Below are 24,967 nucleotides of genomic sequence, written 5' to 3' on the forward strand. Positions count from 1 at the left end.
CCTTGCTTGTATGTCTGCCCACGCAAGAACGCGGAGGCGGGTCAGTTGAAACGGTGGCGCCGGAGCCGCAGTGCATTGGCGAGCACGAAGACGCTCGACATGCCCATGGCGGCGGCAGCGAAGATGGGGGACAGGAGCGTGCCGTTGATCGGATAGAGCACGCCGGCTGCGACCGGGATCAGCACCACATTATAGGCGAAGGCCCAGAACAGGTTTTCCTTTATGTTGCGGATGGTCGCCTGGCTGAGCGCAATCGCCCGCGGCACGCCGCCGAGATCGCCCGACATCAGCACGACATCGGCGCTTTCGATGGCGATATCAGTACCGGTTCCCACGGCGATGCCGACATCGGCCTCGGTCAGTGCCGGCGCATCGTTGATGCCGTCGCCGACGAAGGCCACCCTGCGGCCGCCTTCTCGCAGGCGCTTGAGCGCATCGACCTTGCCGCCGGGCAGGACTTCGGCCACGACCTCGTCGATGCCGAGCTGGCTGGCGACCGCGCGGGCGGTGTGAGCGTTGTCGCCCGTGATGACGGCAACCTTCAGGCCGAGCGCATGCAGTGCCTTGACGGCATCAGGCGTCGTGTCCTTGATCGGATCGGCGACGGCGATCACGGCGGCGAGCTTGCCGTCGACGGCCGCATAGAGCGGTGAGCGGCCCAGCGCGCCGAGCTTCTCGGCTTTCGCCGTGAAGGCCGAGACATCGATGCCGGCTGCCTGCAGGGCGCGGTCGGCGCCGACGAGAACCTTGTGGCCATCGACGGTGCCGCTGACGCCGGAGCCGGGGTCGGCGGCGAAATCCAGGACATCGGCGGTCGCGATGCCTTCCGCCTTGGCGCCAGCGACAATCGCCGTGGCAATCGGATGCTCGGAACGCGCTTCGACGCTGGCGACGAGGCGCAGAACTTCGTTGCGTTCAAAGCCGCCGGCGACGTCGAAATTGGTCAATTCCGGCTTCCCACGGGTCAGCGTGCTGGTCTTGTCGAGTGCGACGATGGTGACGTCGCGCAGGCTCTGCAGCGCCTCACCCTTTCGGAACAGGATACCGGCCTCGGCGGCGCGGCCGGTGCCGACCATGATCGAGGTCGGCGTGGCCAGGCCCATGGCGCAGGGGCAGGCGATGATCAGCACGGCCACGGCATTGACCAGCGCGAAGCTGAGCGCGGGTGACGGGCCGAAAGTCAGCCAGGCAAGGAAGGTGACAATGGCAGCAGCGATGACCGCCGGTACGAACCAGCCCGTCACGCGATCGACCAGCGCCTGGATTGGCAGCTTCGAGCCCTGCGCCACCTCGACCATGCGGATGATCTGGGCGAGCAGCGTGTCGCCGCCAATCTTGGTGGCGCGGAAAGTGAAGGAGCCGGTCTGGTTGATCGTGCCGCCCACGACCTCGGCGCCTGCCGCCTTCTTCACCGGTACGGGTTCGCCCGTGACCATGGATTCATCGACGTAGCTTTCGCCATCGACGACCTCACCATCAACAGGGATCTTCTCACCTGGACGGATGCGGACGATTTCGCCGAGCCGCACATCAGTGATCGGGATCTCGACGAGTTCGCCATTGCGCTCGACGAAAGCGATCTTGGGTTGGAGGCCGACAAGATGCTTGATCGCCTGGCTGGTCTTGCCCTTGGCGCGGGCTTCGAGATAACGGCCGAGCAGGATCAGCGTGACGATGACGGCAGCCGCCTCGTAGTAGACATTGACCGTCCCCGCCGGCAGCACGCCAGCGAAGAAAGTCGCGACGACGGAGTAACCCCAGGCCGCCGACGTGCCGAGCACGACGAGCGTATTCATGTCCGGCGTCCAGCGCAGCAGGTTGGGCACGCCCTTGCGGAAGAAGCGCAGGCCCGGCCCGAACAGCACCAGTGAGGCAAGGACGAACTGCAGATAGCGGTTCTCGGCCATGCCGATATTGTCCATGATCCACATATGGATGGCGGGGACGAAGTGGGAACCCATTTCCAGCGCGAAGAGCGGCAGTGTCAGCGCCGCCGCGAAAGCGAGGGACCGGCTGAGCTCGCGGGCCTCCGCCGCCTTGTGGTCATGCTCGGTTGCATCAGTCGCCTCGCGCGGATGGATGACCTCGTAGCCGGCCTTGCGGACTGCGCCCTCGAGCGCAGCGACATCGCCGCCGGTGAAACGAATGGTGGCCTTCTCGGTCGCGAGATTGACGGAGGCTTCGAGCACGCCGGGGACGGCGGCAAGGGCTTTTTCGACACGACGGACGCAGGAGGCGCAGGTCATGCCCTCGATCTGGAGGTCGCGGGTCTCGATGCGAGGCTCATAGCCCGCCTTCGAGATCGCTTCGAGCACGGCACCGGCCGCAGCCGGATCGCTGAAGCCGACGGTGGCGCGCTCGGTGGCGAGGTTGACATTGGCCGATTGCACGCCGGGCACGGCCGCAATGGCCTTTTCGACGCGGCGGACACAGGAGGCACAGGTCATGCCCTCGATGCCGAAGTCGGCCCAGGATGTGTCGACGGCCACGTTTTCCAGTTGTTTCAATGCAGTCATGGGATGGCCCCTTCAGGTAACTGCATATGTAGATAATCCTTCCAACAATGGGAAGGTCAAGGGATATTTTTCATTTCTTTTCAAAGGCCGTCTACGCGGCGGCAATGCGTCCGGCATATTCGCTTGGCGGGCAGCCGACCTTCTGGCTGAAGGCGGTGGAGAAGGCGCTTGCCGACTGGTAGCCGATCCTCAGCGCGATCTCCTCGAGCGTGCCGCGACCATGCAGCAGCGCGTCCTTGGCCAGTGCCATCCGCCAGCGCAGCAGGTATTCAACGGGTGCGGAACCGACAGCCTCGGCGAAGCGGCGGGCAAAGACGGCGCGCGACATGCCGACGCGACGCGCGAGATCCTCGACAGTCCAGCGGCGGGCGACATCGGCGTGGATATTGGCCAGTGCCTTGGCAAGGCGCGGATCGGCGAGGCCGCCGAGCACGCCGGGATGGGGGAGCGACGAGTCCGCCTCGCGGCGCAGCGTCTCGATCAGCATCACTTCGATCAGCCGCGAGAGGACGGCGTCGCGGCCCGGGCGCGCGCTTTCCGCCTCGTCAAGGATGGCGCTGATCAAGAAGTGCAGCCGGCTGCTGCCTTCCTCGGATGCACAGAGATGGACATAGCGCGGCATGAGTTCGACCAACAGGTCCGCATTGGCGGGATCGCAGATGATGAGGCCACCCTGGATGCGCGTAATCTTTCCTTCCCCAGCCTCGCCGATGTGAATCTCGCCCTCGACGCTATGGCTCTCCTTGAAGGCATCGTCGGAGAGAATGACGGGCACGCCGGGTTCGCTGAAGAACACATCCGCGGTGGGCCGGGCGGAAAGGACGTAGTCGCCCTCCGCCAGTTCGATAAGCTCGCCTTCATATTCCCGGAACCAGCAACGTCCCTTGGTGACGAAATAGAAGGTAGGGCCTGTTTGCGGCGGGACCTGAACGCCCCAGCGGCCCCAGGCGGCCATCTTGCCGAGCAGCACGGTCTGTGGCCGCAGCAACTGAATCACATCGGTCAGGGCATCCATTGAGACGATCCGTAATGAAAAGAAGATTTTTCGTTATAGATCGTTTCTGCTTGCCGCGCTAGTCATGGGTCATCGCAAACAGGAGATTTCAAATGACCCAGACAGTTTTCATCACCGGCTGTTCCTCTGGCGTCGGCAAGTCGGCCGCCCGCCACTTCGCCCGGCAGGGCTGGAATGTCGTCGCCACCATGCGCAAGCCGGATCCGGAGCTGGCGAATGAATTCCCGGACCACATGCTGGTCCAGCCGCTCGATGTCGCCGACCCCGCCAGCATCGAAGCCGCGATCGAGGCTGGCATCCAGCGTTTCGGCGGCATCGATGTCGTGATCAACAATGCCGGCATCACCATCCTGTCGATCTTCGAGGCGACGCCCGACGACATCGGCCGAAAGATCTTCGAGACCAATGTCTTCGGCGTGATGAATGTCATCCGCGCGGCACTCCCCCGGCTGCGCCAGCGCGGCGGTGGTGCGATCGTCAATGTCACCTCGGGCGTCGGCATCGCCGCTGTGCCGCTGCTTTCCTTCTATGTGGCCTCGAAGCAGGCGACGGAGGGACTGTCGGAATCCCTCGCCTATGAGCTGGAATCGCAGAATATCAAGGTGAAGCTCGTCGAGTCAGGCGCCATCCGCACCACCAATTTCACCGCCAGCGGCATGTCGCTCTCCCAGGAGGCGCCGGTGCCAGCCGAGTACAAGGATTATTTCGACCACGCCCTGCAGGCGATGATCGACTATCCCTTCGACTCGACGGAGGAACAGGCCGTGGTCGAGACGGTCTATCGCGCGGCCAGCGATCCCACCAACCGCCTGCGCTATGTTATCGGGCCTGATGTCGAGGAATATGCCCGGCTGCGCTGGACGACCTCGGAGGACGAATATATCGCCGGCATGAACCATATCGTCGGCCACACGGCCTGGCGCGAACGGGTCGCCTGATCGTGACATCTCCCACTGAACACGACCGCGGAAAAAAGGGATGCCTCCCGCCTGGCGGCATCCGCATTGCATCGTCCCGGATCCATCTTACTCAGCGAAAAATGCTTCGAGTGACGCCGATTTGAGACGCCTCCGATACCCAGTGCATCGACAGGGCTTGATATTGGCCGCGTTTGGTCCGACGTGAAGGTATCGATCTGCCTTCGTCTCCTGGAGATGGCGGATCCGGAGCCTGACGACAGGGAGGGACATCAATGGATATGAATGGCAGCGCGACGATCAATGCGCCGTTGGATCTGGTCTGGAACGGCCTCAACGATCCGGACATCCTGCGTCAGTGTATTCCCGGCTGCGAAACGCTGGAGAAAACTTCCGACACCGAGATGACCGCCACCGTGGTGCTGAAGATCGGACCGGTGAAAGCCAGGTTCGAGGGTGCGGTGCAGCTTTCCAATCTCAATCCGCCGCATTCCTACACGATTTCGGGCGAGGGCAAGGGCGGTATGGTGGGTTTCGCCAAGGGCGGCGCCGATGTTTCGCTCGCCGAGCAGCCTGACGGCACGACATTGCTCACTTATTCGGTGAAAGCCGATGTTGGCGGCAAGATCGCCCAGCTTGGTGCACGCCTGATCGATTCGACGGCCAAGAGCCTGGCGGAAAAATTCTTCACGACCTTCGGCGAGAAGATGACGGCGAGCGCCTCCTCCTAATTCGAAGGGCGCGTGACGATAAAGGTCGCGCAGCACGCGAGAAGCAGCGCCGCGGCGCCCTTGCCATAGGCGGGTATCGACGGCACAAGCAGGATGTAGATCAGGCTCGCCGCCATGGCCGCGACGGCGATGACCTTTGCCCGGACCGGAATGGCGCCGCGCTCGTTCCAGTCGCGCAACGGTGGGCCGAGTCTGGGATGATGGGTGAGCCAGACCTCGAGTCGTGGCGATGATTTCGCGAAAGCCCAGGTAGCGACCAGGAGGAACGGCGTCGTCGGCAGGAGCGGCAGGAAAATGCCGATCACGCCGAGCGCAACAGCGATGCAGCCGATGGCGATGTAGATGAGCCGCATGCTCTCGATCCCGCAGGTTTCGGCCTCGCTTCACACCATTCCCGCGAGAATCGCAAGTCATTTCGGACTTGCTCGGCCGGCTGCGCTCTGCGCCCGCCGCCGATCGCACAGTCTGAAATTCTGGCCCCTCGTCCACCCGTGCCACGCGACGCCGGGTTGACGGAACCGTCCCGACGCCGCACACTCTCACACAAGCGAATGACGGCGCATCCGGGCTCAGTCCGGCGCGTCGAAACCGGAGGTTTCATTCGCGGGAGGAACGGATGACGGAATCCATCAGGCTCTTTCGGGGCCCGTTCGGGCATGTCTCTCTCCTGAATGTGGGCGGCAATCTCGTCACCCACGCGCATCAGGAGGTCCATATCGTGTTGTGGCTGGCGGGTTCCGCCGGCACGATGACGGTGGGCGGTCGCACGGTGCTGCCGGAGCCCGGCGTTGCCGTCGGCGTGAATTCCTTCGAGCCGCACAGCCATACTTTTGCCGAAGGCGAAATGCCGGGCCAGTTCCTTGCCTTCTACATCGACTGGGAATGGCTCGCCGCCCGACGCGGCCTCAGGACGGGCATGCCGGCTTTTGCCGCGCCGCTCATCGTGCTCGACCGCTGGCTTGCCGATTCCGCCCGCATGCTGCCGGACCGGCTGATCGACGGCGAGGACGACATGGTCGGCTACGAGGTCGAGCGCTTCATCGATCACATCATGGATACGGCCGACTCCGCGCGGCCCACGGATGCCACGAATCCCCCGCGTGCCGCGAGCGACTTCCGCATCCGCAAGGCGCTTGCCCTGATGGAAGCCAATGTCGGCGAGCGCATCTGTTTCGATGAGGTGGCGCGTGCCGTCGGCCTGTCGCGCCCCCATTTCTTCGCGCTCTTCAAGGAGCAGATGAGCGTGACGCCGAATGTCTACTGGAACACGCTCAGGATTGCCGAGGCGATGCGCTGTCTGCAGTCCTCCGACGAGACGATGATCTCGGTGGCCTGCACGCTCGGCTTCACCTCGCAAGGCAATTTTTCGCGCTTCTTCCGCGAACATACCGGCGTGCCGCCGACGGTCTATCGGGAGGCAGCCAGCGAGGGGCGGTTTGTTGCCGCCCAGCGCGGTGGTGGGGCGGAACTCTGTCCGTGATAGGATCTCCCTCTTCTCCCCAGCGGGGAGAAGTGCCGAGCGCAGCGAGGCGATGAGGGGGTCTTTGCGACACCCTTTGGCGCTTCGCGCACCCCCTCATCCGGCCCTACGGGCCACCTTCTCCCCGACGGGGAGAAGAGGGAACGAGCCTCCCGTCGCATTTTCAGACTGAGCGATAGGCCGACCAGACCCTTCGATAAGCGCTCCGACCACCCGTCCCTATCATCCGACCATCAAGGGTTACGACAGGGAAGCCAAGCCATGCCGAGCATTACGATTTCTTCCGTCATCGACGCGCCGATCGAGAAGGTCTGGGCGCGCATCCGTGATTTCAATGGCCTGCCGTTCTGGCATCCGCGCATGGTCGCGAGCAAGATCGAGGACGGGCGTGCCGCCACCGAGATCGGCTGCGTCCGGAATTTCCAGATCGTCTCCGGTGCCACGGTGCGCGAGAAGCTGCTCGCCTTTTCCGACGCCGACCATTCTGTCAGCTACTCGATCGTCGAAACCCCGCAGCCGATCAGCAATCACAAGGCGACACTCACGCTGCGCAAAGTGACCGACGGCGACCGCACCTATGCCGAATGGTCGGCCACCTTCGATGCGCCGGCGGAGGAGGCCGACAAGGTCGCCGAAGGCATGGGCACCAATGTGTTCCAGGGCGGCTTCAACGCGCTGAAGACCCATTTCACCGAAAATACTTGAGGCGGATCCGATGGCTCTTACGCTCCAGACCTTCCCGACCACGGATGCTGCCGGTGCGGCGCTCGCCGCCGACGGCGCGAGCCGCTATCTCGGCGGCGGCACCCTGGTCGTCCGCAGCGCCAATGAGGGAGACATATCCTTCTCGACCTATGTCCGGGCGATCGATCCGGCTCTCTACGCGATCACTCTCGACGGCGGCCGCGCCACCCTCGGCGCCTCGGTCACGATGGGCCGGATCATCGCCGACGAGCGACTGAACTGTCTCGCCAAGGCTGCCCATTCCGTCGGCGGCCCGGCGATCCGCAACATGGCCACGGTGGGCGGCAATCTTTACGCGCCTGCGCCCTATGGCGATCTCGGCGTCGCGCTGCTTGCGCTCGATGCAACGGTCGAGATCGGCGGCACGTCGCTGCCGCTCGGGCAGTTTCTTGGGGGTCGCGACACCGTGCATGCGCGCTCGGTTCTGAAGAGCGTCAGCTTCAATCTGCCCGCGACGGGCGCGCTGCGCTTCGCCAAGACCGCGCGCGTCAAGCCCAAGGGCGTGTCGGTCGTCACCATCGTCGCCGTCATCGAGGAGAATGAAGGCAAAATTTCGAGCGCCCGCGTGGCCTATGGCTGCATGGCCGACCGGCCGATGCGCGCTACGTCAGTTGAGGCAGCGCTGATCGGCAAGCCGCGGACATCAGAGGGTATCGCCGATGCACTCGCCGTCGCGACGGAGGGTACCGAGCCGATCACCGATGCGATCGCCAGTGCGTGGTACCGCAGCCAGGTGCTGCCGGTCCATCTCGGCCGGCTTTTGCTGGCTTGATGGAACGAGGGAGGACATCATGGCCAAGGTTCCGGTACAGTTCACGCTGAACGGCGAGGAGAAGGCGGAGTTCGTCGAGAGCGGTGCGACACTGCTCAGGGCGCTCCGCGAGAAGATCGGCGACATGTCGGTCAAAGGTGGTTGCCAGCAGGGCACCTGCGGCAGCTGTTCAGTCCTGATCGACGGCGAGATCAGGCTGTCCTGTCTCACGCTGGCCGAGACCTGCGGCGGCACCGACATTCGAACGACGGCGGGCTTGGCCCAGGCCGGCGTGCTCCATCCGCTGCAGCGCGCCTTCAACGAGGGCTTCGCCACGCAATGCGGCTTCTGCACGCCCGGCATGCTGATGGCAGCCAAGGCGCTGCTCGACCGCAACCCCTCGCCAAGCCGCGAGGACGTGATCGATGCGATATCAGGCAATATCTGCCGCTGCACCGGCTACGAGCCGATCGTGCAGGCGATCCTGACGGCATCGCGCGCCAATTCCGTCAACGCGGCCTGAGGAGGACATGATGGACGTCCGAAAGTCTTATTTCGCCGACGAACGAAAAGATGACCTGCACGAGATCGGCAAGCCGAGCCTGCGGGTCGATGCGCTCGGCCATGTCACCGGCACGACCAACTACTTCGCCGACCGCAATTTCCCCGGCCTGCTCCATCTCAAGATGGTCCGCAGTCCGCATCACCATGCCCGCATCAAGAACATCGACCTATCGGAGGCGGAAAAACACTCAGGCGTCGTCCGTATCCTCACGGCCGCCGACGTGCCGCACAATGTCTATACGATCCTGATCCTGATCCAGGTCGGACCGGAGGACGAGACGGTGCTCGCTACCGACAAGGTGCGCTGGAAGGGCGAGGCCGTCGTCGCGATCCTGGCCGACAGCGAGCGTGCCGCAAGCGAAGCGGCCGCCAAGGTCAAGGTCGATTATGAGGTGCTGGAATCGGTGTTGAGCATCGATGATGCCCTGAAGCCGGGCGCACCTGTTGTCAACGAGTATCACGGTCAGAACCACTACCAATATGACAGCGGCGAGTGTCGCAAGGTACGATTCGGCGATATCGATGCCGGCTTCGCCCAGGCCGACCACATTCTCGAACAGACCTATGCCTCCGGCCCGATCGAGCATGCGCCGACCGAGACCACCGGCTGCATCGTCATGCCCGAAGGCAATGGCCGCTTCACCTGCTACACCAACACGCAGGCCATGTTCTTCACGCTCGACAACACCTCGATCATCCTGCAGATGGAGGGTTCGAAACTGCATATGGTCGGCGGCACCGTCGGCGGCGGCTTCGGCGGCAAGGTCGACGTGACCACTGAGCCGATCGCCATCCTTGGCGCCAAGCTCACCGGCCGGCCGGTCTCGTTCATCTATTCCCGCGAGGAGGAGATGCAGATCTCCTCACCCCGTGCGGCCGAAAAGCTCGTCATCAAGGATGGCGTGATGAAAGACGGCCGCATCGTCGCACGCTATGTGAAGGCCTATATCGACGCCGGCGCCTATTCCCGCCACTCGCCCTATGGCGCGCAGAAATCGGCGGCGCATTTCCCCGGCCCCTATACGGTGCCGAATGTCTTCGTCGACAGCTACTGCGTCTATACCAACCGCACGCCGTCGAGCGCGATGCGCGGCTTCGGCGTCACGATCGGCGACTTTGCGCTTGAAGTGCAGATGGATAAGCTCGCCCGGCTGATCGGCATGGATCCGCTCGAATTCCGCTTCATCAATGCCTATCGCGACGGCGACATGAAGGCCCATCGCCAGCCGACCGAGGGCGCGGCGCTGATCGAATGCATGCAGGAGGCGGCGAAGATTGCCAACTGGTCGATCGCGGACAAATATTTCGCGATGTCGTCCATGAAGCGGGAGGGCTGAACCATGGCGATCTGCAAGGGCCGCGGCGTCTCCGCCGTCAATTATCCCACCGGCATGAATCTCGGCGGCGACCCGACCCAGGCGCTGGTCCATTCGACGCCGACGGGCAATTTCATGGTCTCGCTGTCCTCGGTCGATCTCGGCCAGGGCATGAAGCAGATCATGAGCCAGATCTGTGCCGAGACGATCGGTGTGCCGGTCGATCGTGTCATTATCGACACCGCCGACACCGATACCGGCCCGCATTGCATGGGCACTTTCGCCTCCCGCGGGACTCATCGCGCCGGCAATGCCGTGATCCAGGCGGCCATGGAAGCGCGGCAGGTGATGCTGGAGGTCGCGGCCGAGGAGCTGGAAACGGACGCCGCCGACCTCGATACCGACGGCAAGGGCAATATCCATGTAAAAGGTGCCCCGCAGCGCTCGATCTCGATCTTCGACACGGCCCTTGTCGCCCATTTCAAGCGCGGCCGGTCGATATCAGGCCGCGGCATGTTCCTGGTCCCGCGCTCCTATCCTGAGGCCGCGACCGGCGCAATGAAGCCCTCGACCTGCTATGCCCATGCCTGCACCGTCGCCGATGTCGAGGTCGACGATGAGACCGGCGAGGTCAACGTGCTGTCGATCAAGAACGTCTTCGAGATCGGCCGGGCGCTCAATCCGAAGATGGTCGAGCAGCAGCTCGTTGGCGGTTCCTGGATGGGTATCAGCCATGCGCTCTACGAGACGACGGAACCCTATTATCCGAGCCGCGAACATGGCGGGCGCGACTTCAACGAATATCTGATGCCCGGACCCGGCGACCTCGCCGAGACCGAGATCGTGGTGCTGGAGCGCCCGGCGGCCGACGGCCCCTATGGCGCCAAGGGTCCCGGCGAGATGTGCGCTAATCCGCAGATCCCGGCCATTGCCAATGCGATCTTCGACGCTGTGGGCGTGCGGATCGACACGCTGCCGATCACGCCCGAACGGATCCTGCGCGCTCTGATGGAAAACCGCGCGAGCCATTGAGGGCTGTCATGACCCAAGCCGCGGCCACCGATATCTTCACCTCGCCCGAGGCGGTGGCCGAACATTTTGCGGCCTGCCGCTATATCGCGGACGAACCACTCGCAACCGCTGTGTTCCTGGCGATCCGACTTGGCAAGCCGCTGCTGATCGAAGGCATGCCGGGCGTCGGCAAGACGGAGGCCGCCAAGGCGGTGGCCGAAATCCTCGGCCGAGATCTGATCCGGCTGCAATGCTACGAGGGCGTCGATGCCCAGCATGCGCTCTATGAGTGGAACTACCAGCGCCAGCTACTGGCCATCCGTCAGGCCGAGCACGGCGACATCGACATCTATGACGACCGCTTCCTAATCGAGCGGCCTTTGCTACGTTCGTTGCGCAATCCGGAACGCACGGTGCTGCTGGTCGACGAGATCGATCGTTCTGACCATGAATTCGAGGCGCTCTTGCTCGAATATCTCTCGGATTTCCAGATCTCGATCCCAGAGCGTGGCACGATCATCGCGCGCCAACCGCCCATCGTCATTCTCACCTCCAACCGCACCCGCGAACTCGCCGAGGCGCTGCGCCGCCGCTGTGTCTATCACTGGATCCCCTATCCGGACGCGATCAGAGAAGCCGTGATCATTGCTGCGCGTGCGCCGGGTGTGGCGGAGGCCACGGCCGCCGCGGTCGCCCGCGCCGTCAGCGCCATCCGTGCCCGGCCGCTCGCCAAGCCGCCTGGCATTTCCGAATCGGTCGAATGGGCCAATGCCGCGACTGTGCTGGAGAAGGGCGGCAGTCCGTGGCCCGAAGCGTTTCGGCGGGCCATCGGGGTGCTGATCAAGGATGAGGAAGATCTGGCACTGATGCGGGGCGAGCTGCCGCGCATTCTGGAAGAGGCGTTGGTATGAGCCGGCGGGATGAGAAGCACTTTCTCTTGCCAAGCGGCGGGACCGTTTTCACTGGCGGGACGGCGGTTGGGCTCGCCCCCGCTTCTCCCCTTGGGGAGAAGATGCCCGAAGGGCAGATGAGGGGTTCTCAGCGGCAGATTCTGTGGATGAGGGAACCCCTCATCCGGTCCTGCGGACCACCTTCTCCCCAAGGGGAGAAGCGGGAGCGAGCCGCTCCTTTCGCGCCTAACCTCAGGCGGGTCTACTCCGTCCTCGACGAAGAGGTGAGGCAGGCTTCGACATGACACTCACCCTCCCACCCCGCGAATGTGCCCCCTTCCTCGACTTCGTCCACGCCCTGCGCCGCCACGGCTTCTCCGTCTCGCCCGACCAGACCGAGACATTCCTCTCCGCCATCACCCTGCTCGGCCCCGGCAGCATGGAGCATATCCGCCGCGCCGGGATCGCTACGCTCGCGCCACCGGTCGACCGGATGGGTGTCTTTGAAACCTTGTTCCGCGCGATCTTCTACGGCGAGGCACAGGTCGCCGGATTGCCCCACGTGGATGAAGACGAGACTGTGGTCAACGACCGCAGCGGCAACGAACAGCAGGGCGAGACACCATTGGAGCAGGAACAGGGCGGCGCCAGGGCCTCCGCCGTCGAACGTCTCTCGACGCGCGATGTCGACCAGGCGGAGCTGACGCTGTCTGCGTTCCAGCGCAAGCTGACCGATGCCCTGCCCCGCCGCCGCGCGTTTCGGCATCTTCGCGTCCACAGCAATGGCGCGATCGACCTCCGCCGGTCGCTCAGGGAGATCGTTCGTGCCGACGGCGACCTGCCCACCCCGCATCTGCGCCGGCGGCAGGAAGTGGTACGGCGGCCGTTGCTGTTCATCGACATTTCCGGCTCGATGAGCGGGCACACCGATGAGCTTCTGGCGCTCGCCCATGTAACCGTGCAGGCCGTGCCCAGTACCGAGGTCTTCACCATCGGCACAAGGCTCAGCCGCATCACGACGGCGCTTCGCCTTCGCGATCGGGACACGGCGCTTGGCCGGGCTGCCGATGCCGTCGACGACTGGAATGGCGGTACACGCATTGGCCCCGCATTGAAGGCCTTCCTCGCTGTCCCGCGCTTTACCGCCATGGCGCGTGGCGCGCTGGTGGTGATTGCCTCAGACGGGCTCGAACGCGGCGGCCACGACGAATTCGAAAGCGCGATGCTGAGGCTTGCCGGCCTGTCGCACCGGCTCTCGCTCGCCACGCCGCTCGCCGGCGATATCAGGTTCCGGCCGCAGACGGCCGCACTGGCGGCCGTGCTGCCCTGGCTCGACGACCTCATCGATGGCTCATCGGCACAGGCAATCGCCCGCTTCATGCTCACCCTCGGCCGGGAGGCGCCGCGCGCTTCCGATGTCTGGAAGGAGAAGGCCCATGGTCTCCGTCATTGATTCCCATTTCCACATCTGGCGCCGTGAGGACCTGCCCTGGCTCAATGGCCCGATGGTGCCGCGGATCTTCGGCCCCTACGAGCCGATCCGCCGCGACTATCCGATCGAGGACTATGTCGGCGAGCTCGATGGGCTCGATGTCGCCAAGGCCGTCTATGTGCAGACCAATTGGGCCAAGAGCGATTTTGAGAGGGAGGTCGCCTGGGTCAGCGACACCGCCAAGGAAACCGGCTGGCCGCATGCCATTGTCGGCTATGCCGACATGACCGTCGACGACGTGCGGCCTCATCTTGATCGCCTTAAGAAATATCCGCTGCTGCGCGGTGTGCGCATGCAGCTACACTGGCATGAGATCCCGGAATACCGCTTCGCGCCGGGGCCGGACCAGGTGCTCGACCCCACCGTCCGCAAGAATGTTGCGCGGTTGAAGGACTATGGCTACTCGTTCGACCTGCAGCTCTTCCCGGCCCAGATGCGGTCAGGCGCCGAACTCGTGGCGGACAATCCCGACACGGATTTCATCCTGACCCATTGCGGCATGCTTGTTGATGACAGGCCCGAGACGGTGGCGGCGTGGAAGGCGGGGCTATCGCATTTCGCCAATCTGCCGAACCTCTATGCCAAGCTGTCGGGCCTGGGCACATTCGGGCATCGAAACGATCCGGCGCTGATTTCGCTGATCGTTGATGGCGGGATGGAGATATTGGGGAGTGATCGGCTGACTTTCGGGTCGAATTTTCCGATCGAGAAATTGTGGACGACTTATGCCGAGGTGCTCGCGGCGCACAAGGCGGCAGTCGGGAAGCATGGGGCAAAGGCCGTGGCGGATGTGATTCATGATACGGCGGCGAGGGTGTATCGGCCGGCTTAATCGCCCCACAACGCTCTATCGTCGGCACTTGGAGCCTCGCCCCTCACCCTGCCCTCTCCCCGCAGGCGGGGAGAGGGGATGTTCGAGGCGAAAGCGGTGCCGCATATCCCTTCTCCCCGTCAGAACGGGGAGAAGGTGCCGGCAGGCGGATGAGGGGCGAAGGCTGTCTTCAGCCCTTCCCGCCCCTGTTCCATCCCCTTCCGCGCTCACCAAACATCTCATACCCGCCAGCCGTGATCGCCAGCGTATCCTCGAGCTTGATGAAGCCCCGCTTCGGATGCAGCATCGTCGTCTCGACCGAAATCACCATGCCGGCTTCCAGCGGATGACCCGCGTCGATGCCCTCATAGGCCACCGGATGGTTGGTCATGAGGAACGGCGCCTCATGGGTTATCAGGCCCATGCCGTGGCAGAAGAAATCGGTGAAGGTGGCTGATGGCGAGCGCTTCAGCAGGCTCTCCGCTGCCTCGATCATTTCGGCGCCCGGCGCGCCGGCCTTGACCTTGGAGAAGGCCGCTTGCTGAATGGCTTCGATCTCGGCCAGCAGATCCTCAAGCTCGGCATCCGGCTCACCTAGAATGCCCATGCGGCAGAGGTCGCCGATATAGCCGTGATAGTTGCCGCCCGAGTCGATCGACAGGACTTCGCCTTTCGCCCAGGCCTGAGGCGAGGCGGCGCGGTTGTGGCTCGAGCCGAGCGTCAGCAGGCAATATTCGAAATGCAGGCCGCGATTGGTCTCTTCCCGGCGCAGCTGTTCGATCATCTCTGTCTTGGTCGAGCCTTCGCGGGCCGCCGAAATCGTCGCCAGCATCGAATCGGTGATCAGTTCCGAGGCCAGCCGAAGCTGGTCGAGTTCATGCGGCGCCTTGATCATGCGCAGTCGTTCCATCGCATGCGTTGCATCGACGAAACGTGCGCCTTCAAGGCCGGCAGCGAGCAGATCGCGGGCATCCGAGGGGAGGAAGCCGGGTTCGATGCCGATGCGGGCGCCGGACTTGCCGATCTTCCGGAGATGTTCGACCGCGAGTTTCGCAGCATCCAGAGTGCCCCAGGTCGCCGGCTGCACGGTCGGAGTCCAGAATGGATTGTTGGCGTGCTCGGCGCCTTCCATCTTGTTGCCGATATAGGCGGCGTGATCCAGGCTGCCCTTCTCGTAGATCACGAAGGGCAGGTAGCGGCTGTGACCAATGGCATCCATGGCGGCGAAGAAGATGAACTTGTAGCCGCCGAGCAGATAGGCCGTGTTGTGCTTGGATGTTGCAAGCAGGACATCGATACCCGCCTCGTCCAGGAGACGGTCGAGCTTGGCCGTGTCGAAGAGTGGCCCGGTGGTACGGACATGCGGCGAATTGATATTCATGGTCTCCTCCCGAAACGATGAAGACCAGCTATTGGCCGGCCGGAATGATGCGGAAATCAGGCAAGTCTCGCAGGCCGAGCTCGGGACCTGCGGGCGAATAGACGACGAAGAGCTGCATCGGGCCGGAACCCGTATTCAATGTCGAGTGGAACCGGCTGTCGGGTACGAACACGGTGCAGCCGGGACCGACCTGTTGTACCACCGGATTGCCCTGTTCGTCCTCCACCATCTGTTCGCCATTGCCCGAGACCACGAAGATGATCTCCTCGGAGCCCGGATGGTTGTGGCGCGAATGGCCCTGGCCGCTGGGCAGGTCGACGACGCCGCCGGAAAATGTCTTGGCGCCATTGACCTCAGGCGCCACGGTCAGCGCCAGCCGGCCCCAGTCGAAGCCGAAGGAATCCACATCCTTTGGATAGACAAAATTTCCTTTCATTATCCTCTCCTCCCAATTGGCGGTTCAGGCGGTGCGGACCGCCAGCGATTTGAAATCCTCGGTCTGCCTGCGGATCGCAGCCTCAGCGGGCAGGCGCTCCATGGAGCTTGCGCCATAGAAGCCGTGTACGCCCTTGGCATGGTCGAGAATGAAGCGTGCATCATCCGGCATCGAAATCGGCCCACCATGGCAGAGCACGATGACATCCTTGCGCACGGACCGTGCCGCGGCCGCGATCGCCTCGATCTCGCCGACGCAGGATTCGAGCGTCTTGGCCGAAGTCGCGCCGATCGAGCCGCCGGTCGTGACGCCCATATGGGCGACGATGATGTCGGCGCCGGCCTTGGTCATGGCAATCGCTTCGTCGCCGTTGAAAACATAGGGCGTGGTCAGCAGATCGAGCCTGTTCGCCTCCGCGATCATGTCGACCTCGAGGTTGTAGCTCATGCCGGTATCCTCGAAACTCTGGCGCATCTGGCCATCGAACAACCCAATGGTCGGGAAGTTCTGCACGCCGGAGAAGCCCATCGATTTGAGTTCGGCGAGGAAATGCGGCATCAGGATGAAGGGGTCGGTGCCGTTGACGCCGGCGAGCACCGGCGTGTGCTTGACCACCGGCAGTACCTCGACCGCCATTTCCTTGACGATCTGGTTGGCATTGCCATAGGCGAGCAGCCCTGCCGCCGAGCCGCGGCCCGCCATGCGGTAGCGGCCGGAATTGTAGATGATGATCAGGTCGATGCCGCCTGCCTCCTCCGCCTTGGCCGAGATGCCGGTACCCGCGCCGCCGCCGACGATCGGCTTGCCAGCGGCAACCATGGCATGGAATTTGTCGAGGATGGTCTTGCGTGGAATGGCAGGCATGTCGGTCTTTCTCAGGCTTTGGCGATTTCGCGATAGGCTGCGGTGAGCGCATCGGCGAATTCGGGGTCGTTGATGTGATGGGGAAGGCGAACGATCCGCCGGTTAGCTGTCGGTCTCACTGTGGCTTCGAGCGCGGCGAAGAGTGCCGTATCTGCCTCGGGGTCGAAGAAGGCGGCACCTTCCTTGTCGAGCGCGGAGACGCCCTTTTCCGGGATCAGCAGCCGCACCGGACCGTCGCAGAAATTCAACTTCTCGCCGATCCAGCGACCGATGGCATCGCATTCCTGCGCCGTCGTGCGCATCAGCGTCACATTCGGATTGTGCCTGTAGAGCTTTCGCCCAGAATACTTAGCCGGCACAGTATCCTCTGCCCAGAAGTTCACCATGTCGAGAGCGCCGACGGAGCAGACATAGGGCAGCTTCGTCCGGATGATCGCACCGAAGCGATCCCCCGTCGCTGGCAGCACGCCACCGAAGAGCAGGTCGCAGACCTCTGTCGTCGTCACGTCGATCACGCCTTCCAGCATGCCGCTGTCGGCGAGTTTCTCCATCGAGCGGCCGCCGGTGCCGGTCGCATGAAACACCATGCAATCGTACTGATCCTTGAGCTGAGCGACGACATTCGTGACGCAGGTCGTCGTGACGCCGAACATGGTGAGACCGAGCGCCGGGCGAGATTCCGTCTCGACGGCCGGCCGATTTGCCATAGCCGCGATCGCAATCGCGGCATTGTCGAGGATCACGCGGCTCAGGCGGTTGAGGCCGGCCATGTCGGTTACCGACGGCATCATCATGATGTCGGAAACGCCGACATAGGGTGCGACATCGCCTGACGCGAGGGTCGAGACCATGATCTTCGGCAGGCCGAGCGGCAGTTCGCGCATGCCGGCCGTAACGATCGATGTACCGCCGCCGCCGCCAATCCCGATGATTGCGCCGATATCCTTGCGCGAGAGAACAAAATGTCGAAACGCCTCACCCATGGCCGCAACGGCCGTGCCGCGATCTTTCGTTCCGAGGGCAGCGTCCGCGCCGTCAGGATGAAAGTCCGCAACCTCTTCCGCCTTCACATCGACCGGCACCGTCGGCGCATGTGTGCCGACATCGACCCGGAGAGGAGAGCCGCCTACCGCCTTGATGCGGTCCGCCAGGTAGGCGAGCTCTTCCCCTTTCGTGTCGGCAGTGCCGACAACATAGACACGCTTCATGCACCCTCCCGCGCGGCCCGCCGGTCGCGCTGTTCCGCTCCTCGGCGGCATTTGGCTGGCTGTTCAGCTCTTGAATATTTATGAGACGCGAGTATCATAGCGATATGCTAGTCTCAGGTCAACCAGCCGAAACCACCACCAGCGAACGCGGCCCGAAAGCACGGACGCGAAAGCTCATGCTGCAGGCGGCCATTCAGCTGATGCAGTCGGGCATCACGCCCTCGGTGACCGAGGTGGCGGAAGCGGCGGAAGTGTCGCGCGCCACCGCCTATCGCTACTTCCCGAGCCAGGCCGCATTGGTGCAGGCCGTGGTCGACGAGGCGCTCGGCCCGATCCTCAAATGGAAATCGGACGATCCGGATCCGCAAAACCGGATCAAGGATCTGCTCGCGACCTCCATGCCCCGCATCGACGAGTTCGAGGCGACGTTCAAGGCAGCACTGAAACTCTCGCTCGACCAGTGGGCGCAGCGCCAGGCGGGCACTTTGGGCAGTGAGCCACGCTTCACCCGCGGCCATCGCGTCGACCTTCTCAGGGATGTGACCGCGCCCCTGAAGGGCAAGATCAGCCCCGGCAAACGCGAGCGGCTGGAACAGGCTTTGTCGCTGGTCTTTGGCGTCGAAGTGCTGGTTGTGCTCAAGGATATCTGGGGGCTGACAGCCTCCGAGGCTCAGGGCGTCGCCGAATGGGCGGCCGCTGCGCTTATGGACGCGACCTTGAATGAAGCCAGTACAAAAAATGCTTAATCTGGTTAGACCAATTTTTGAGTAACATGATCGTGTTTTGGGTCGTCAACCCGGCTTTGGCTGGGGGCTGTAACACGTTTTCGCGCGGGAAACACATGAAATGGCTGCAAAAGCCAGCCATTTCGAGGCTTCCAAGACGGACTCTTGCGTGACTTGACTTGCCCTGAATTTGGTAATACCAGATCATGGATGTACGGATACCTGGCTCAGGTTCCAGGCTTGCGCAAATGGGAGTTTGCCGCCGGCAATGGGAGTTGGAACTCGTCAGTCAGGCTTAGATCCCGCGTATGGCGGGTGTGTGCATAACTGGGAGGAAACACTATGCGCAAAAGTATTGCCGGCCTACTAGCCGGAATAGCCTTGATGGTCGCGGGCGGCACATCCGTCCAGGCGCAAGAACTGACGATCTTCTGGGCGGAATGGGATCCGGCCAACTATCTTCAGGAACTCGCCAACGAGTATGAAAAGGAAACCGGGGTCAAGGTCACCGTCGAAACGACGCCCTGGTCCGATTTCCAGACCAAGGCCTTCACCGAATTCAACGCGAAGGGCTCGGCCTACGACATGGTGGTCGGGGACTCGCAGTGGATCGGCGCCGCATCCGAGGCGGGCCACTATGTCGATCTCACCGACTTCTTCAACAAGCACAAGCTGACCGAGACGATGGCTCCGGCCACGGTCAAATACTATTCGGAATATCCGGCAAACTCCGGCAAGTACTGGTCGATCCCCGCAGAAGGTGACGCAGTCGGCTGGTCCTACCGCAAGGACTGGTTCGAAGACCCCAAGGAAATGGAAGCCTTCAAGGCGAAGTACGGCTATGACCTGGCTCCGCCGAAGACCTGGAAGGAGCTGCGCGACATCGCCGAATTCTTCCATCGTCCGGACCAGAAGCGCTACGGCGCCGCAATCTACACCGACAATTCCTATGACGCCCTCGTGATGGGCGTCGAGAACGCGATCTTCTCCTTCGGCGGCGAGCTTGGTGACTACTCGACCTACAAGGTCGATGGCATCATCAACTCCGAGCAGAACGTGAAGGCGCTGGAAGCCTATCGCGAGCTTTACGGCTTCACGCCTCCTGGCTGGGCAAAGTCGTTTTTCGTCGAGGACAACCAGGCGATCACCGAAAACCTGGCGGCGATGAGCATGAACTACTTCGCCTTCTTCCCCGCTCTCGTGAACGAGGCGTCCAACCCGAATGCCAAGAACACCGGCTTCTTCGCCAATCCGGCCGGCCCTGGTGGAGCGCAGTTCGCCGCGCTCGGCGGTCAGGGCATCTCGATCGTCTCCTACTCGCAGAACCAGGAAGAGGCATTCAAGTTCCTCGAATGGTTCGTGAAGGACGAAACCCAGAAGAAGTGGGCTGCGCTCGGCGGCTACACCTGCAACAAGGCAGTGCTCGAATCCGCGGAATTCCAGAATGCCACGCCCTACAACAAGGCTTTCTATGAAACCATGTTCAAGGTGAAGGACTTCTGGGCGACCCCGGAATATGCCGAACTGCTGATCCAGATGAACCAGCGCGTCTATCCCTTCATCACGGCGGGCGAAGGCTCGGCGAAGGAGGTTCTCGACTCCCTCGCTGCCGACTGGAACGCCACGTTCAAGAAGTACAATCGCTTCAAGTAATCGACCATGCGGAGGCGGAGAAATCCGCCTCCGCTTCCGTCACGACAATGGGGCGCCGCGCTTTTTTGCGGTGCCATCCATCACGGATATCAGCAGGATGTCGCCGCACCGGCTGCCTGCGTCGGCTCTCGAAGGAATACCGCATTGGCCACCACAGTCATGTCGTCGCTGGATACAGGGTCCCGCGCTGCCGCGCGAGGCATGAGCGATATCAAAATTCGCAACCTCTTCATTATCCCGACAATCCTGTTTCTCATCGTCTTCAACATTTTCCCGCTGATCTATTCGCTTGGCTATTCGTTCACCGACTTCCGCGCCTCGGGCAATGCGCCGGCGAATTTCGTCGGGTTGCAGAACTATCGCGAGCTGCTGAACGATCCCTTCATCTGGAACAACTTCGCCATCACGGCGAAATACGTGATCGTCTCGGTCGCCGGCCAGGTCTTCGTTGGTTTCGGCACCGCGATGCTGCTCAACCGCGACATTCCGTTCAAGGGCCTGCTGACCACGCTGTTGCTGCTGCCGATGATGCTTTCGATGGCCGTCGTCGGCCTCTTCTGGAAGCTGCTCTACGACCCCAGCTTCGGCATCATCAACTATGCCCTGGGCCTCGGAACCTTCGAATGGCTCTCCAATCCCAACATGGCGCTCTATGCGGTCGCCATCACCGACATATGGATGTGGTCGCCCTTCGTGATGCTGCTTTCGCTTGCCGGTCTTTCGGCGGTTCCGAAGCATCTCTATGAGGCTGCAGCGATCGACCGCGCGGGACCCTTCTACACGTTCTTCCGGATCACCCTGCCGCTGGTGGCGCCGATCCTAATGATTGCGATCATCTTCCGCACCATGGAGGCGTTCAAGACCTTCGACCTCGCCTACATTCTGACCAGCCAACCGACCACCGAGGTCATCTCGATCCGGCTCTACAAGATGGCGTTCCAGGAATGGCAGACCGGCCGCTCCTGCGCGCTCGCCTATATCGTCCTGATCATGGTGCTCGCCATCACCAACATCTACGTCAAGTACCTCAACAAGGTGAAGGAGCGCTAAGATGGCAGCCGTCACGACCCGCTCCGAACGCGCATTGAACAAGGCGGCGATCGCTGCCGTGCTCATCATCACGCTCATCTTCCTGGCGCCGATCTACTGGATCACGTCCACGGCCTTCAAGCCGCGCAATCTGTCGACCACGATCCCGCCGACGGTTCTCTTCCAGCCGGAAGTCTCGCCTTTCGTCAAGCTCTTCACCAAGCGTTCGCAGTTGCGCGCGCCCGCCACGCCGGAAGAATACGAAGCGGCACCCTGGTGGGAGCGGCTGGTCTTCGACGGCGGCGAGAAGGTGGTGCGTTCGGGCCGCGGCGAGGTGCAGCTTTCGGGCTATCCGAACCGCTTCATGAATTCGCTGATCGTCGCAATCACCTCGACGATCCTCGCGGTCGGCATGGGAACCTTCACCGCCTATGGGTTCTCGCGCTTCAGGATAGCGGGTGAAGCAGACCTACTCTTCTTCATATTGTCGACACGCATGCTGCCGCCCGTCGTTGTCGCCATCCCGATGTTCCTGATGTATCGGGTTGTCGGGCTGAATGACACGCATTGGGGCCTGATCATCCTCTATACCGCCTTCAATCTCTCCTTCTCGGTCTGGCTGATGAAGGGCTTCATCGACGAAATTCCGAAAGAGTATGAAGAGGCGGCACTGGTCGACGGCTATACCCGCATGCAGGCCTTCTTCAAGATTGTCATTCCCGAAGCGGCGACGGGCATCGCGGCGACTGCCGTGTTCTGCTTCATCACCGCCTGGAACGAATATGCCTTCGCGCTGATCATGACCAATCGCCGTGCGCAGACCGCGCCGCCCTTCATTCCGAGCCAGGTCGGTTCCGGCCTGTCGGACTGGACGGTGATCGCGTCGGGCACGTTTCTCTTCCTGCTTCCGGTTGCAATCTTCACCTTCCTGCTCAGGAACCATCTCCTGCGCGGCATGAGCTTCGGAGCGATCCGCAAATGAGTTTCCGTGCGATCAACGAAAAGTATCTTGAGCCGCTGGCGCAGTACCTGATGATCCTGGGCATTGTTGCCCTCTGCCAGCCGTGGAACATGTTGCTGCACCGCTACGGACTGACGATCACGCTGATCGGCCTCGTCGGCTTCATGATCACCACAAAAATTCCGCGCGACGAAAAAGCAGACGAGAACCTCGACACATGACACAGATCGAACTTCGCGGGATCGAGAAATTCTTCGGCCCCGTCCAGGTCATCAAGAACCTCAACCTCGCCGTCGCGGACAATGAATTCATCGTGCTGCTCGGCCAGTCGGGATGCGGCAAGACCACGACGCTGCGTGCCATCGCCGGCCTCGAGACGGTCGACCAGGGCGACATTCTCATCGATGGCGAAGCGGTGCAGCACAAGAAGTGCTCGGATCGTGACATCGCCATGGTGTTCCAGTCCTTTTCGCTCTATCCGCACATGACGGTCTACGAGAACATCGCCTTTCCGCTTCGCGCCACCCGGATGAGCAAGGCCGATGTCGACACTGCCGTGCGCGAGATCGCCCGCGTGTTGCGCATCACCGAGTTCCTCGATCGGAAACCATCTGCTCTTTCGGGCGGCGACATGCAGCGCGTCGCGATCGGCCGAGCGCTGGTCCGCCGCCCCAAGGCGATGCTGATGGACGAGCCGATCGGTGCGCTCGACGCGAAACTCCGCGAAGAAATGCGGGCCGAGATCAAGCGGCTCCACATCAAGCAGGGCTCGACCACCATCTATGTGACGCATGACCAGGTCGAGGCCATGGCGCTCGCCGACCGCATCGTCATCATGCATGAGGGCATCCTCCAGCAGGTCGGCAGCCCGTCCGAGGTCTATTCCTATCCCTCCAACACCTTCGTCGCGCAATTCGTCGGCAGCCCGGTCATGAACATGGCCGAGGCCAATGTCGCCGACAGCGCGGGCCAGATTCGTGTCGGTATCGGCGGCGTGAGCCATGGCTTCGAATTTCCGGCTCTCGTCGGCGACAAGTTGTCTTCGGCCGGCGGCCAGAATGGAAGCCTGACGCTCGGCGTCCGGCCCGAAGGCGTGCTGGTCTCGCGCGACCAGCAGGACGGTTTCATGCCGGTCGAAGCGCATATCATCGAACCGCTCGGCTCGCATGACATCGTCGACCTCAGGGTCGGCAATGCAATGCTGCGCGCCCGCACCAAGAGCGGTTTCGTACCGGGCCCCGGTCAGCCGGTCTGGGCCCGGATCGACCCGGCCCAGGCACATTTCTTCAACACGGTGACGGGCTTGTCGCTGGGGATCAGACTCTGATGGCGCATATCGAACTCAAAGGTATCAGCAAGGCCTTCGGCAAACACACTGCGCTGAAAGATCTCGATCTCGAGATCGCGGACGGCGAATTCTTCGTGCTGCTCGGCCAGACCGGAGCCGGCAAGACCACGACGTTGCGCGTCATTGCGGGCCTCGAAAAGCCGAGTGCCGGCCGGGTGATCATCGATGGCCAGGACATGACCGACTGGGGTGCGGCCGAACGCGACGTGGCGCTGGTGCTGCAGCAATATTCTCTCTACCCGCGCTATACGGTGCGGGAAAATCTCGAATTCCCGCTGAAGTCGCCGAGCCGGCGCGTGGAAGCGGCTGAGATCAAGGAGCGCGTCGATCGCGTTTCCAAGACGCTGCGCATCGAACACCTGCTCGACCGCAAGACAGACCGTCTCTCGGGCGGCGAGATGCAGCGCGTGTCGATCGGCCGTGCCATCGTGCGCAAGCCGCGCGTCTTCCTGATGGACGAGCCGCTGTCGGCGCTCGACGCCAAGCTGCGCGAGGCGCTGCGCACCGAGCTCAAGAACCTGCAGATGAACCTTGGCGCGACGTTCCTGTTCGTGACCCATGACCAGATAGAAGCCATGTCGATGGGCGACAAGATCGGTGTGCTGAACAACGGTCAGCTTGTCCAGGTCGGCACGCCGCATGAGATCTACACCAACCCGAAGAACACATTCGTCGCGCGCGCCGTCGGCTCACCGCCGATGAACTTGCTTGACGGCAAGCTCCTTGGCAGCGAGGCGATCACGCTTGAGGGACTGAAGCTTCCACTGACCGCACCGGCCGGCACAACGGCGGAAGGCCGCCCGCTGACGTTCGGAATCCGCCCGGAAGATGTCGTGCTCGAAAGCGGCGCGCCAGCAGCGGCGCGCGTCCATGACGTGGAAAACCACGGCGTCGAGAAGATCGTGACGCTGAGATCAGGCGAGAAACTCATCCATGCCACGGTTCCGGCGCGCGTCGAGCTCAAGCTCGACGAGCAGGTGCGGTTCGGCTGGAATTCGGACAAGGTCGTGCTGTTCGATGGCGGGAGCGGCGTCAGCCTGCGTCACGCGGGATGACGGCAGGCGTTCCTGATCACTACATCGTGCGGGCTGCCCCTGTTTGCCCTCGACACAGAAAAGCCCGGC

General features: G+C 62.8%; 25 protein-coding genes. 18 read left to right on the plus strand and 7 right to left on the minus strand.

Translation table 11 applies throughout. From position 1 onward, the window contains the following. Positions 1 to 41 precede the first annotated feature (41 nt). Positions 42 to 2,516 (minus strand): heavy metal translocating P-type ATPase, encoded by a 2,475-nt coding sequence (locus tag AC2YI2_RS23760; protein WP_487388985.1) that lies wholly within the window; start codon positions 2,514 to 2,516, stop codon positions 42 to 44. A 91-nt stretch (positions 2,517 to 2,607) separates the two neighbouring features. Further along, positions 2,608 to 3,531 (minus strand): AraC family transcriptional regulator, encoded by a 924-nt coding sequence (locus AC2YI2_RS23765; protein WP_487388986.1) that lies wholly within the window; start codon positions 3,529 to 3,531, stop codon positions 2,608 to 2,610. A 92-nt stretch (positions 3,532 to 3,623) separates the two neighbouring features. Here AC2YI2_RS23765 and AC2YI2_RS23770 point away from each other — a divergent pair, with 92 nt between their 5' ends. Beyond that, positions 3,624 to 4,469, plus strand: coding sequence for an SDR family oxidoreductase (locus AC2YI2_RS23770; protein ID WP_487388987.1), 846 nt, complete (start codon positions 3,624 to 3,626; stop codon positions 4,467 to 4,469). A gap of 254 nt (positions 4,470 to 4,723) precedes the next feature. Beyond that, positions 4,724 to 5,179: an SRPBCC family protein gene (locus tag AC2YI2_RS23775; protein WP_487388988.1), complete on the plus strand. Its 456-nt coding sequence runs from the start codon at positions 4,724 to 4,726 to the stop codon at positions 5,177 to 5,179. Here AC2YI2_RS23775 and AC2YI2_RS23780 read toward each other — a convergent pair. Next, positions 5,176 to 5,532 carry a YbaN family protein gene (locus AC2YI2_RS23780; protein ID WP_487388989.1) on the minus strand — a complete coding sequence of 119 codons (357 nt, stop codon included), beginning with the start codon at positions 5,530 to 5,532 and terminating at the stop codon, positions 5,176 to 5,178. The two genes, AC2YI2_RS23775 and AC2YI2_RS23780, sit on opposite strands and share 4 nt — an antisense overlap. Before the next feature lie 263 nt (positions 5,533 to 5,795). Between AC2YI2_RS23780 and AC2YI2_RS23785 the strand changes: the two genes are divergently transcribed. The 9 genes from AC2YI2_RS23785 to AC2YI2_RS23825 all read left to right on the plus strand — a co-directional run bounded on the left by AC2YI2_RS23785 (position 5,796) and on the right by AC2YI2_RS23825 (position 14,259). After that, on the plus strand, positions 5,796 to 6,659 hold the full coding sequence (locus AC2YI2_RS23785) for an AraC family transcriptional regulator (protein ID WP_487388990.1): 864 nt from the start codon (positions 5,796 to 5,798) through the stop codon (positions 6,657 to 6,659). A 261-nt stretch (positions 6,660 to 6,920) separates the two neighbouring features. Then, positions 6,921 to 7,364 (plus strand): SRPBCC family protein, encoded by a 444-nt coding sequence (locus tag AC2YI2_RS23790; protein WP_487388991.1) that lies wholly within the window; start codon positions 6,921 to 6,923, stop codon positions 7,362 to 7,364. Positions 7,365 to 7,374: 10 nt separating this feature from the next. Beyond that, positions 7,375 to 8,175 carry an FAD binding domain-containing protein gene (locus AC2YI2_RS23795; RefSeq protein ID WP_487388992.1) on the plus strand — a complete coding sequence of 267 codons (801 nt, stop codon included), beginning with the start codon at positions 7,375 to 7,377 and terminating at the stop codon, positions 8,173 to 8,175. Between the two features lie 19 nt (positions 8,176 to 8,194). Further along, positions 8,195 to 8,677, plus strand: a complete 483-nt coding sequence (locus tag AC2YI2_RS23800) for a (2Fe-2S)-binding protein (RefSeq protein WP_487388993.1) — start codon at positions 8,195 to 8,197, stop codon at positions 8,675 to 8,677. A 10-nt stretch (positions 8,678 to 8,687) separates the two neighbouring features. Continuing rightward, positions 8,688 to 10,055: a xanthine dehydrogenase family protein molybdopterin-binding subunit gene (locus tag AC2YI2_RS23805; protein WP_487388994.1), complete on the plus strand. Its 1,368-nt coding sequence runs from the start codon at positions 8,688 to 8,690 to the stop codon at positions 10,053 to 10,055. A gap of 3 nt (positions 10,056 to 10,058) precedes the next feature. Further along, on the plus strand, positions 10,059 to 11,066 hold the full coding sequence (locus AC2YI2_RS23810) for a xanthine dehydrogenase family protein molybdopterin-binding subunit (protein ID WP_487388995.1): 1,008 nt from the start codon (positions 10,059 to 10,061) through the stop codon (positions 11,064 to 11,066). An 8-nt stretch (positions 11,067 to 11,074) separates the two neighbouring features. Then, positions 11,075 to 11,956: an AAA family ATPase gene (locus AC2YI2_RS23815; RefSeq protein WP_487388996.1), complete on the plus strand. Its 882-nt coding sequence runs from the start codon at positions 11,075 to 11,077 to the stop codon at positions 11,954 to 11,956. Between the two features lie 280 nt (positions 11,957 to 12,236). Then, positions 12,237 to 13,388, plus strand: a complete 1,152-nt coding sequence (locus tag AC2YI2_RS23820) for a vWA domain-containing protein (RefSeq protein WP_487388997.1) — start codon at positions 12,237 to 12,239, stop codon at positions 13,386 to 13,388. Further along, positions 13,372 to 14,259 (plus strand): amidohydrolase family protein, encoded by an 888-nt coding sequence (locus AC2YI2_RS23825; RefSeq protein WP_487388998.1) that lies wholly within the window; start codon positions 13,372 to 13,374, stop codon positions 14,257 to 14,259. Before AC2YI2_RS23820 ends, AC2YI2_RS23825 begins: the two co-directional genes overlap by 17 nt. Positions 14,260 to 14,428: 169 nt before the next feature. Here AC2YI2_RS23825 and AC2YI2_RS23830 read toward each other — a convergent pair whose 3' ends face one another. From AC2YI2_RS23830 to AC2YI2_RS23845, 4 genes are read right to left on the minus strand one after another with little or no spacing between them, the layout of a single operon-like run. Further along, positions 14,429 to 15,619 (minus strand): M24 family metallopeptidase, encoded by a 1,191-nt coding sequence (locus AC2YI2_RS23830; RefSeq protein ID WP_487388999.1) that lies wholly within the window; start codon positions 15,617 to 15,619, stop codon positions 14,429 to 14,431. Between the two features lie 28 nt (positions 15,620 to 15,647). Next, the gene (locus tag AC2YI2_RS23835) at positions 15,648 to 16,055 is read right to left on the minus strand and encodes a cupin domain-containing protein (RefSeq protein ID WP_487389000.1); all 408 of its coding nucleotides are present in this window, start codon (positions 16,053 to 16,055) and stop codon (positions 15,648 to 15,650) included. A gap of 24 nt (positions 16,056 to 16,079) precedes the next feature. Next, the gene (locus tag AC2YI2_RS23840) at positions 16,080 to 16,919 is read right to left on the minus strand and encodes a phosphoenolpyruvate hydrolase family protein (RefSeq protein ID WP_487389001.1); all 840 of its coding nucleotides are present in this window, start codon (positions 16,917 to 16,919) and stop codon (positions 16,080 to 16,082) included. A gap of 11 nt (positions 16,920 to 16,930) precedes the next feature. Beyond that, positions 16,931 to 18,127 (minus strand): Tm-1-like ATP-binding domain-containing protein, encoded by a 1,197-nt coding sequence (locus tag AC2YI2_RS23845; RefSeq protein ID WP_487389002.1) that lies wholly within the window; start codon positions 18,125 to 18,127, stop codon positions 16,931 to 16,933. A gap of 104 nt (positions 18,128 to 18,231) precedes the next feature. On the opposite strand from AC2YI2_RS23845, the gene AC2YI2_RS23850 reads away from it, so the two are divergent. The 7 genes from AC2YI2_RS23850 (at position 18,232) to AC2YI2_RS23880 (ending at position 24,898) form a co-directional block, all read left to right on the plus strand. After that, positions 18,232 to 18,873: a TetR/AcrR family transcriptional regulator gene (locus tag AC2YI2_RS23850; RefSeq protein ID WP_487389003.1), complete on the plus strand. Its 642-nt coding sequence runs from the start codon at positions 18,232 to 18,234 to the stop codon at positions 18,871 to 18,873. A gap of 321 nt (positions 18,874 to 19,194) precedes the next feature. Next, positions 19,195 to 20,505, plus strand: a complete 1,311-nt coding sequence (locus AC2YI2_RS23855) for an ABC transporter substrate-binding protein (RefSeq protein ID WP_487389004.1) — start codon at positions 19,195 to 19,197, stop codon at positions 20,503 to 20,505. Between the two features lie 144 nt (positions 20,506 to 20,649). Next, complete coding sequence (locus AC2YI2_RS23860) at positions 20,650 to 21,555, plus strand: carbohydrate ABC transporter permease (protein ID WP_487389005.1); 906 nt, start codon at positions 20,650 to 20,652, stop codon at positions 21,553 to 21,555. A 1-nt stretch (position 21,556) separates the two neighbouring features. Then, positions 21,557 to 22,516 carry a carbohydrate ABC transporter permease gene (locus tag AC2YI2_RS23865; protein ID WP_487389006.1) on the plus strand — a complete coding sequence of 320 codons (960 nt, stop codon included), beginning with the start codon at positions 21,557 to 21,559 and terminating at the stop codon, positions 22,514 to 22,516. Further along, entirely contained in the window at positions 22,513 to 22,716 is a 204-nt protein-coding gene (locus AC2YI2_RS23870) for a hypothetical protein (RefSeq protein WP_487389007.1), read from the plus strand. The genes AC2YI2_RS23865 and AC2YI2_RS23870 overlap by 4 nt, the downstream gene beginning before the upstream one ends. After that, the gene (locus AC2YI2_RS23875; protein ID WP_487389008.1) at positions 22,713 to 23,822 is read left to right on the plus strand and encodes an ABC transporter ATP-binding protein; all 1,110 of its coding nucleotides are present in this window, start codon (positions 22,713 to 22,715) and stop codon (positions 23,820 to 23,822) included. The genes AC2YI2_RS23870 and AC2YI2_RS23875 overlap by 4 nt, the downstream gene beginning before the upstream one ends. Further along, positions 23,822 to 24,898 carry an ABC transporter ATP-binding protein gene (locus AC2YI2_RS23880; protein WP_487389009.1) on the plus strand — a complete coding sequence of 359 codons (1,077 nt, stop codon included), beginning with the start codon at positions 23,822 to 23,824 and terminating at the stop codon, positions 24,896 to 24,898. Before AC2YI2_RS23875 ends, AC2YI2_RS23880 begins: the two co-directional genes overlap by 1 nt. Positions 24,899 to 24,967 lie beyond the last annotated feature (69 nt).

This window comes from Rhizobium sp. SRI_017 (assembly GCF_057586295.1).

Excerpts from the sequence above, each read along its gene's own strand:
- AC2YI2_RS23880 (WP_487389009.1), top strand. The coding sequence starts at position 23,822 with ATGGCGCATATCGAACTCAAAGGTATCAGCAAGGCCTTCGGCAAACAC.
- AC2YI2_RS23790 (WP_487388991.1), top strand. The coding sequence starts at position 6,921 with ATGCCGAGCATTACGATTTCTTCCGTCATCGACGCGCCGATCGAGAAG.
- AC2YI2_RS23825 (WP_487388998.1), top strand. The coding sequence starts at position 13,372 with ATGGTCTCCGTCATTGATTCCCATTTCCACATCTGGCGCCGTGAGGAC.
- AC2YI2_RS23775 (WP_487388988.1), top strand. The coding sequence starts at position 4,724 with ATGGATATGAATGGCAGCGCGACGATCAATGCGCCGTTGGATCTGGTC.
- AC2YI2_RS23810 (WP_487388995.1), top strand. The coding sequence starts at position 10,059 with ATGGCGATCTGCAAGGGCCGCGGCGTCTCCGCCGTCAATTATCCCACC.
- AC2YI2_RS23855 (WP_487389004.1), top strand. The coding sequence starts at position 19,195 with ATGCGCAAAAGTATTGCCGGCCTACTAGCCGGAATAGCCTTGATGGTC.
- AC2YI2_RS23850 (WP_487389003.1), top strand. The coding sequence starts at position 18,232 with ATGCTAGTCTCAGGTCAACCAGCCGAAACCACCACCAGCGAACGCGGC.
- AC2YI2_RS23780 (WP_487388989.1), bottom strand. The coding sequence starts at position 5,532 with ATGCGGCTCATCTACATCGCCATCGGCTGCATCGCTGTTGCGCTCGGC.
- AC2YI2_RS23815 (WP_487388996.1), top strand. The coding sequence starts at position 11,075 with ATGACCCAAGCCGCGGCCACCGATATCTTCACCTCGCCCGAGGCGGTG.
- AC2YI2_RS23840 (WP_487389001.1), bottom strand. The coding sequence starts at position 16,919 with ATGCCTGCCATTCCACGCAAGACCATCCTCGACAAATTCCATGCCATG.
- AC2YI2_RS23760 (WP_487388985.1), bottom strand. The coding sequence starts at position 2,516 with ATGACTGCATTGAAACAACTGGAAAACGTGGCCGTCGACACATCCTGG.
- AC2YI2_RS23835 (WP_487389000.1), bottom strand. The coding sequence starts at position 16,055 with ATGAAAGGAAATTTTGTCTATCCAAAGGATGTGGATTCCTTCGGCTTC.
- AC2YI2_RS23765 (WP_487388986.1), bottom strand. The coding sequence starts at position 3,531 with ATGGATGCCCTGACCGATGTGATTCAGTTGCTGCGGCCACAGACCGTG.
- AC2YI2_RS23830 (WP_487388999.1), bottom strand. The coding sequence starts at position 15,619 with ATGAATATCAATTCGCCGCATGTCCGTACCACCGGGCCACTCTTCGAC.
- AC2YI2_RS23845 (WP_487389002.1), bottom strand. The coding sequence starts at position 18,127 with ATGAAGCGTGTCTATGTTGTCGGCACTGCCGACACGAAAGGGGAAGAG.
- AC2YI2_RS23865 (WP_487389006.1), top strand. The coding sequence starts at position 21,557 with ATGGCAGCCGTCACGACCCGCTCCGAACGCGCATTGAACAAGGCGGCG.
- AC2YI2_RS23785 (WP_487388990.1), top strand. The coding sequence starts at position 5,796 with ATGACGGAATCCATCAGGCTCTTTCGGGGCCCGTTCGGGCATGTCTCT.
- AC2YI2_RS23800 (WP_487388993.1), top strand. The coding sequence starts at position 8,195 with ATGGCCAAGGTTCCGGTACAGTTCACGCTGAACGGCGAGGAGAAGGCG.
- AC2YI2_RS23795 (WP_487388992.1), top strand. The coding sequence starts at position 7,375 with ATGGCTCTTACGCTCCAGACCTTCCCGACCACGGATGCTGCCGGTGCG.
- AC2YI2_RS23870 (WP_487389007.1), top strand. The coding sequence starts at position 22,513 with ATGAGTTTCCGTGCGATCAACGAAAAGTATCTTGAGCCGCTGGCGCAG.
- AC2YI2_RS23805 (WP_487388994.1), top strand. The coding sequence starts at position 8,688 with ATGGACGTCCGAAAGTCTTATTTCGCCGACGAACGAAAAGATGACCTG.
- AC2YI2_RS23820 (WP_487388997.1), top strand. The coding sequence starts at position 12,237 with ATGACACTCACCCTCCCACCCCGCGAATGTGCCCCCTTCCTCGACTTC.
- AC2YI2_RS23770 (WP_487388987.1), top strand. The coding sequence starts at position 3,624 with ATGACCCAGACAGTTTTCATCACCGGCTGTTCCTCTGGCGTCGGCAAG.
- AC2YI2_RS23875 (WP_487389008.1), top strand. The coding sequence starts at position 22,713 with ATGACACAGATCGAACTTCGCGGGATCGAGAAATTCTTCGGCCCCGTC.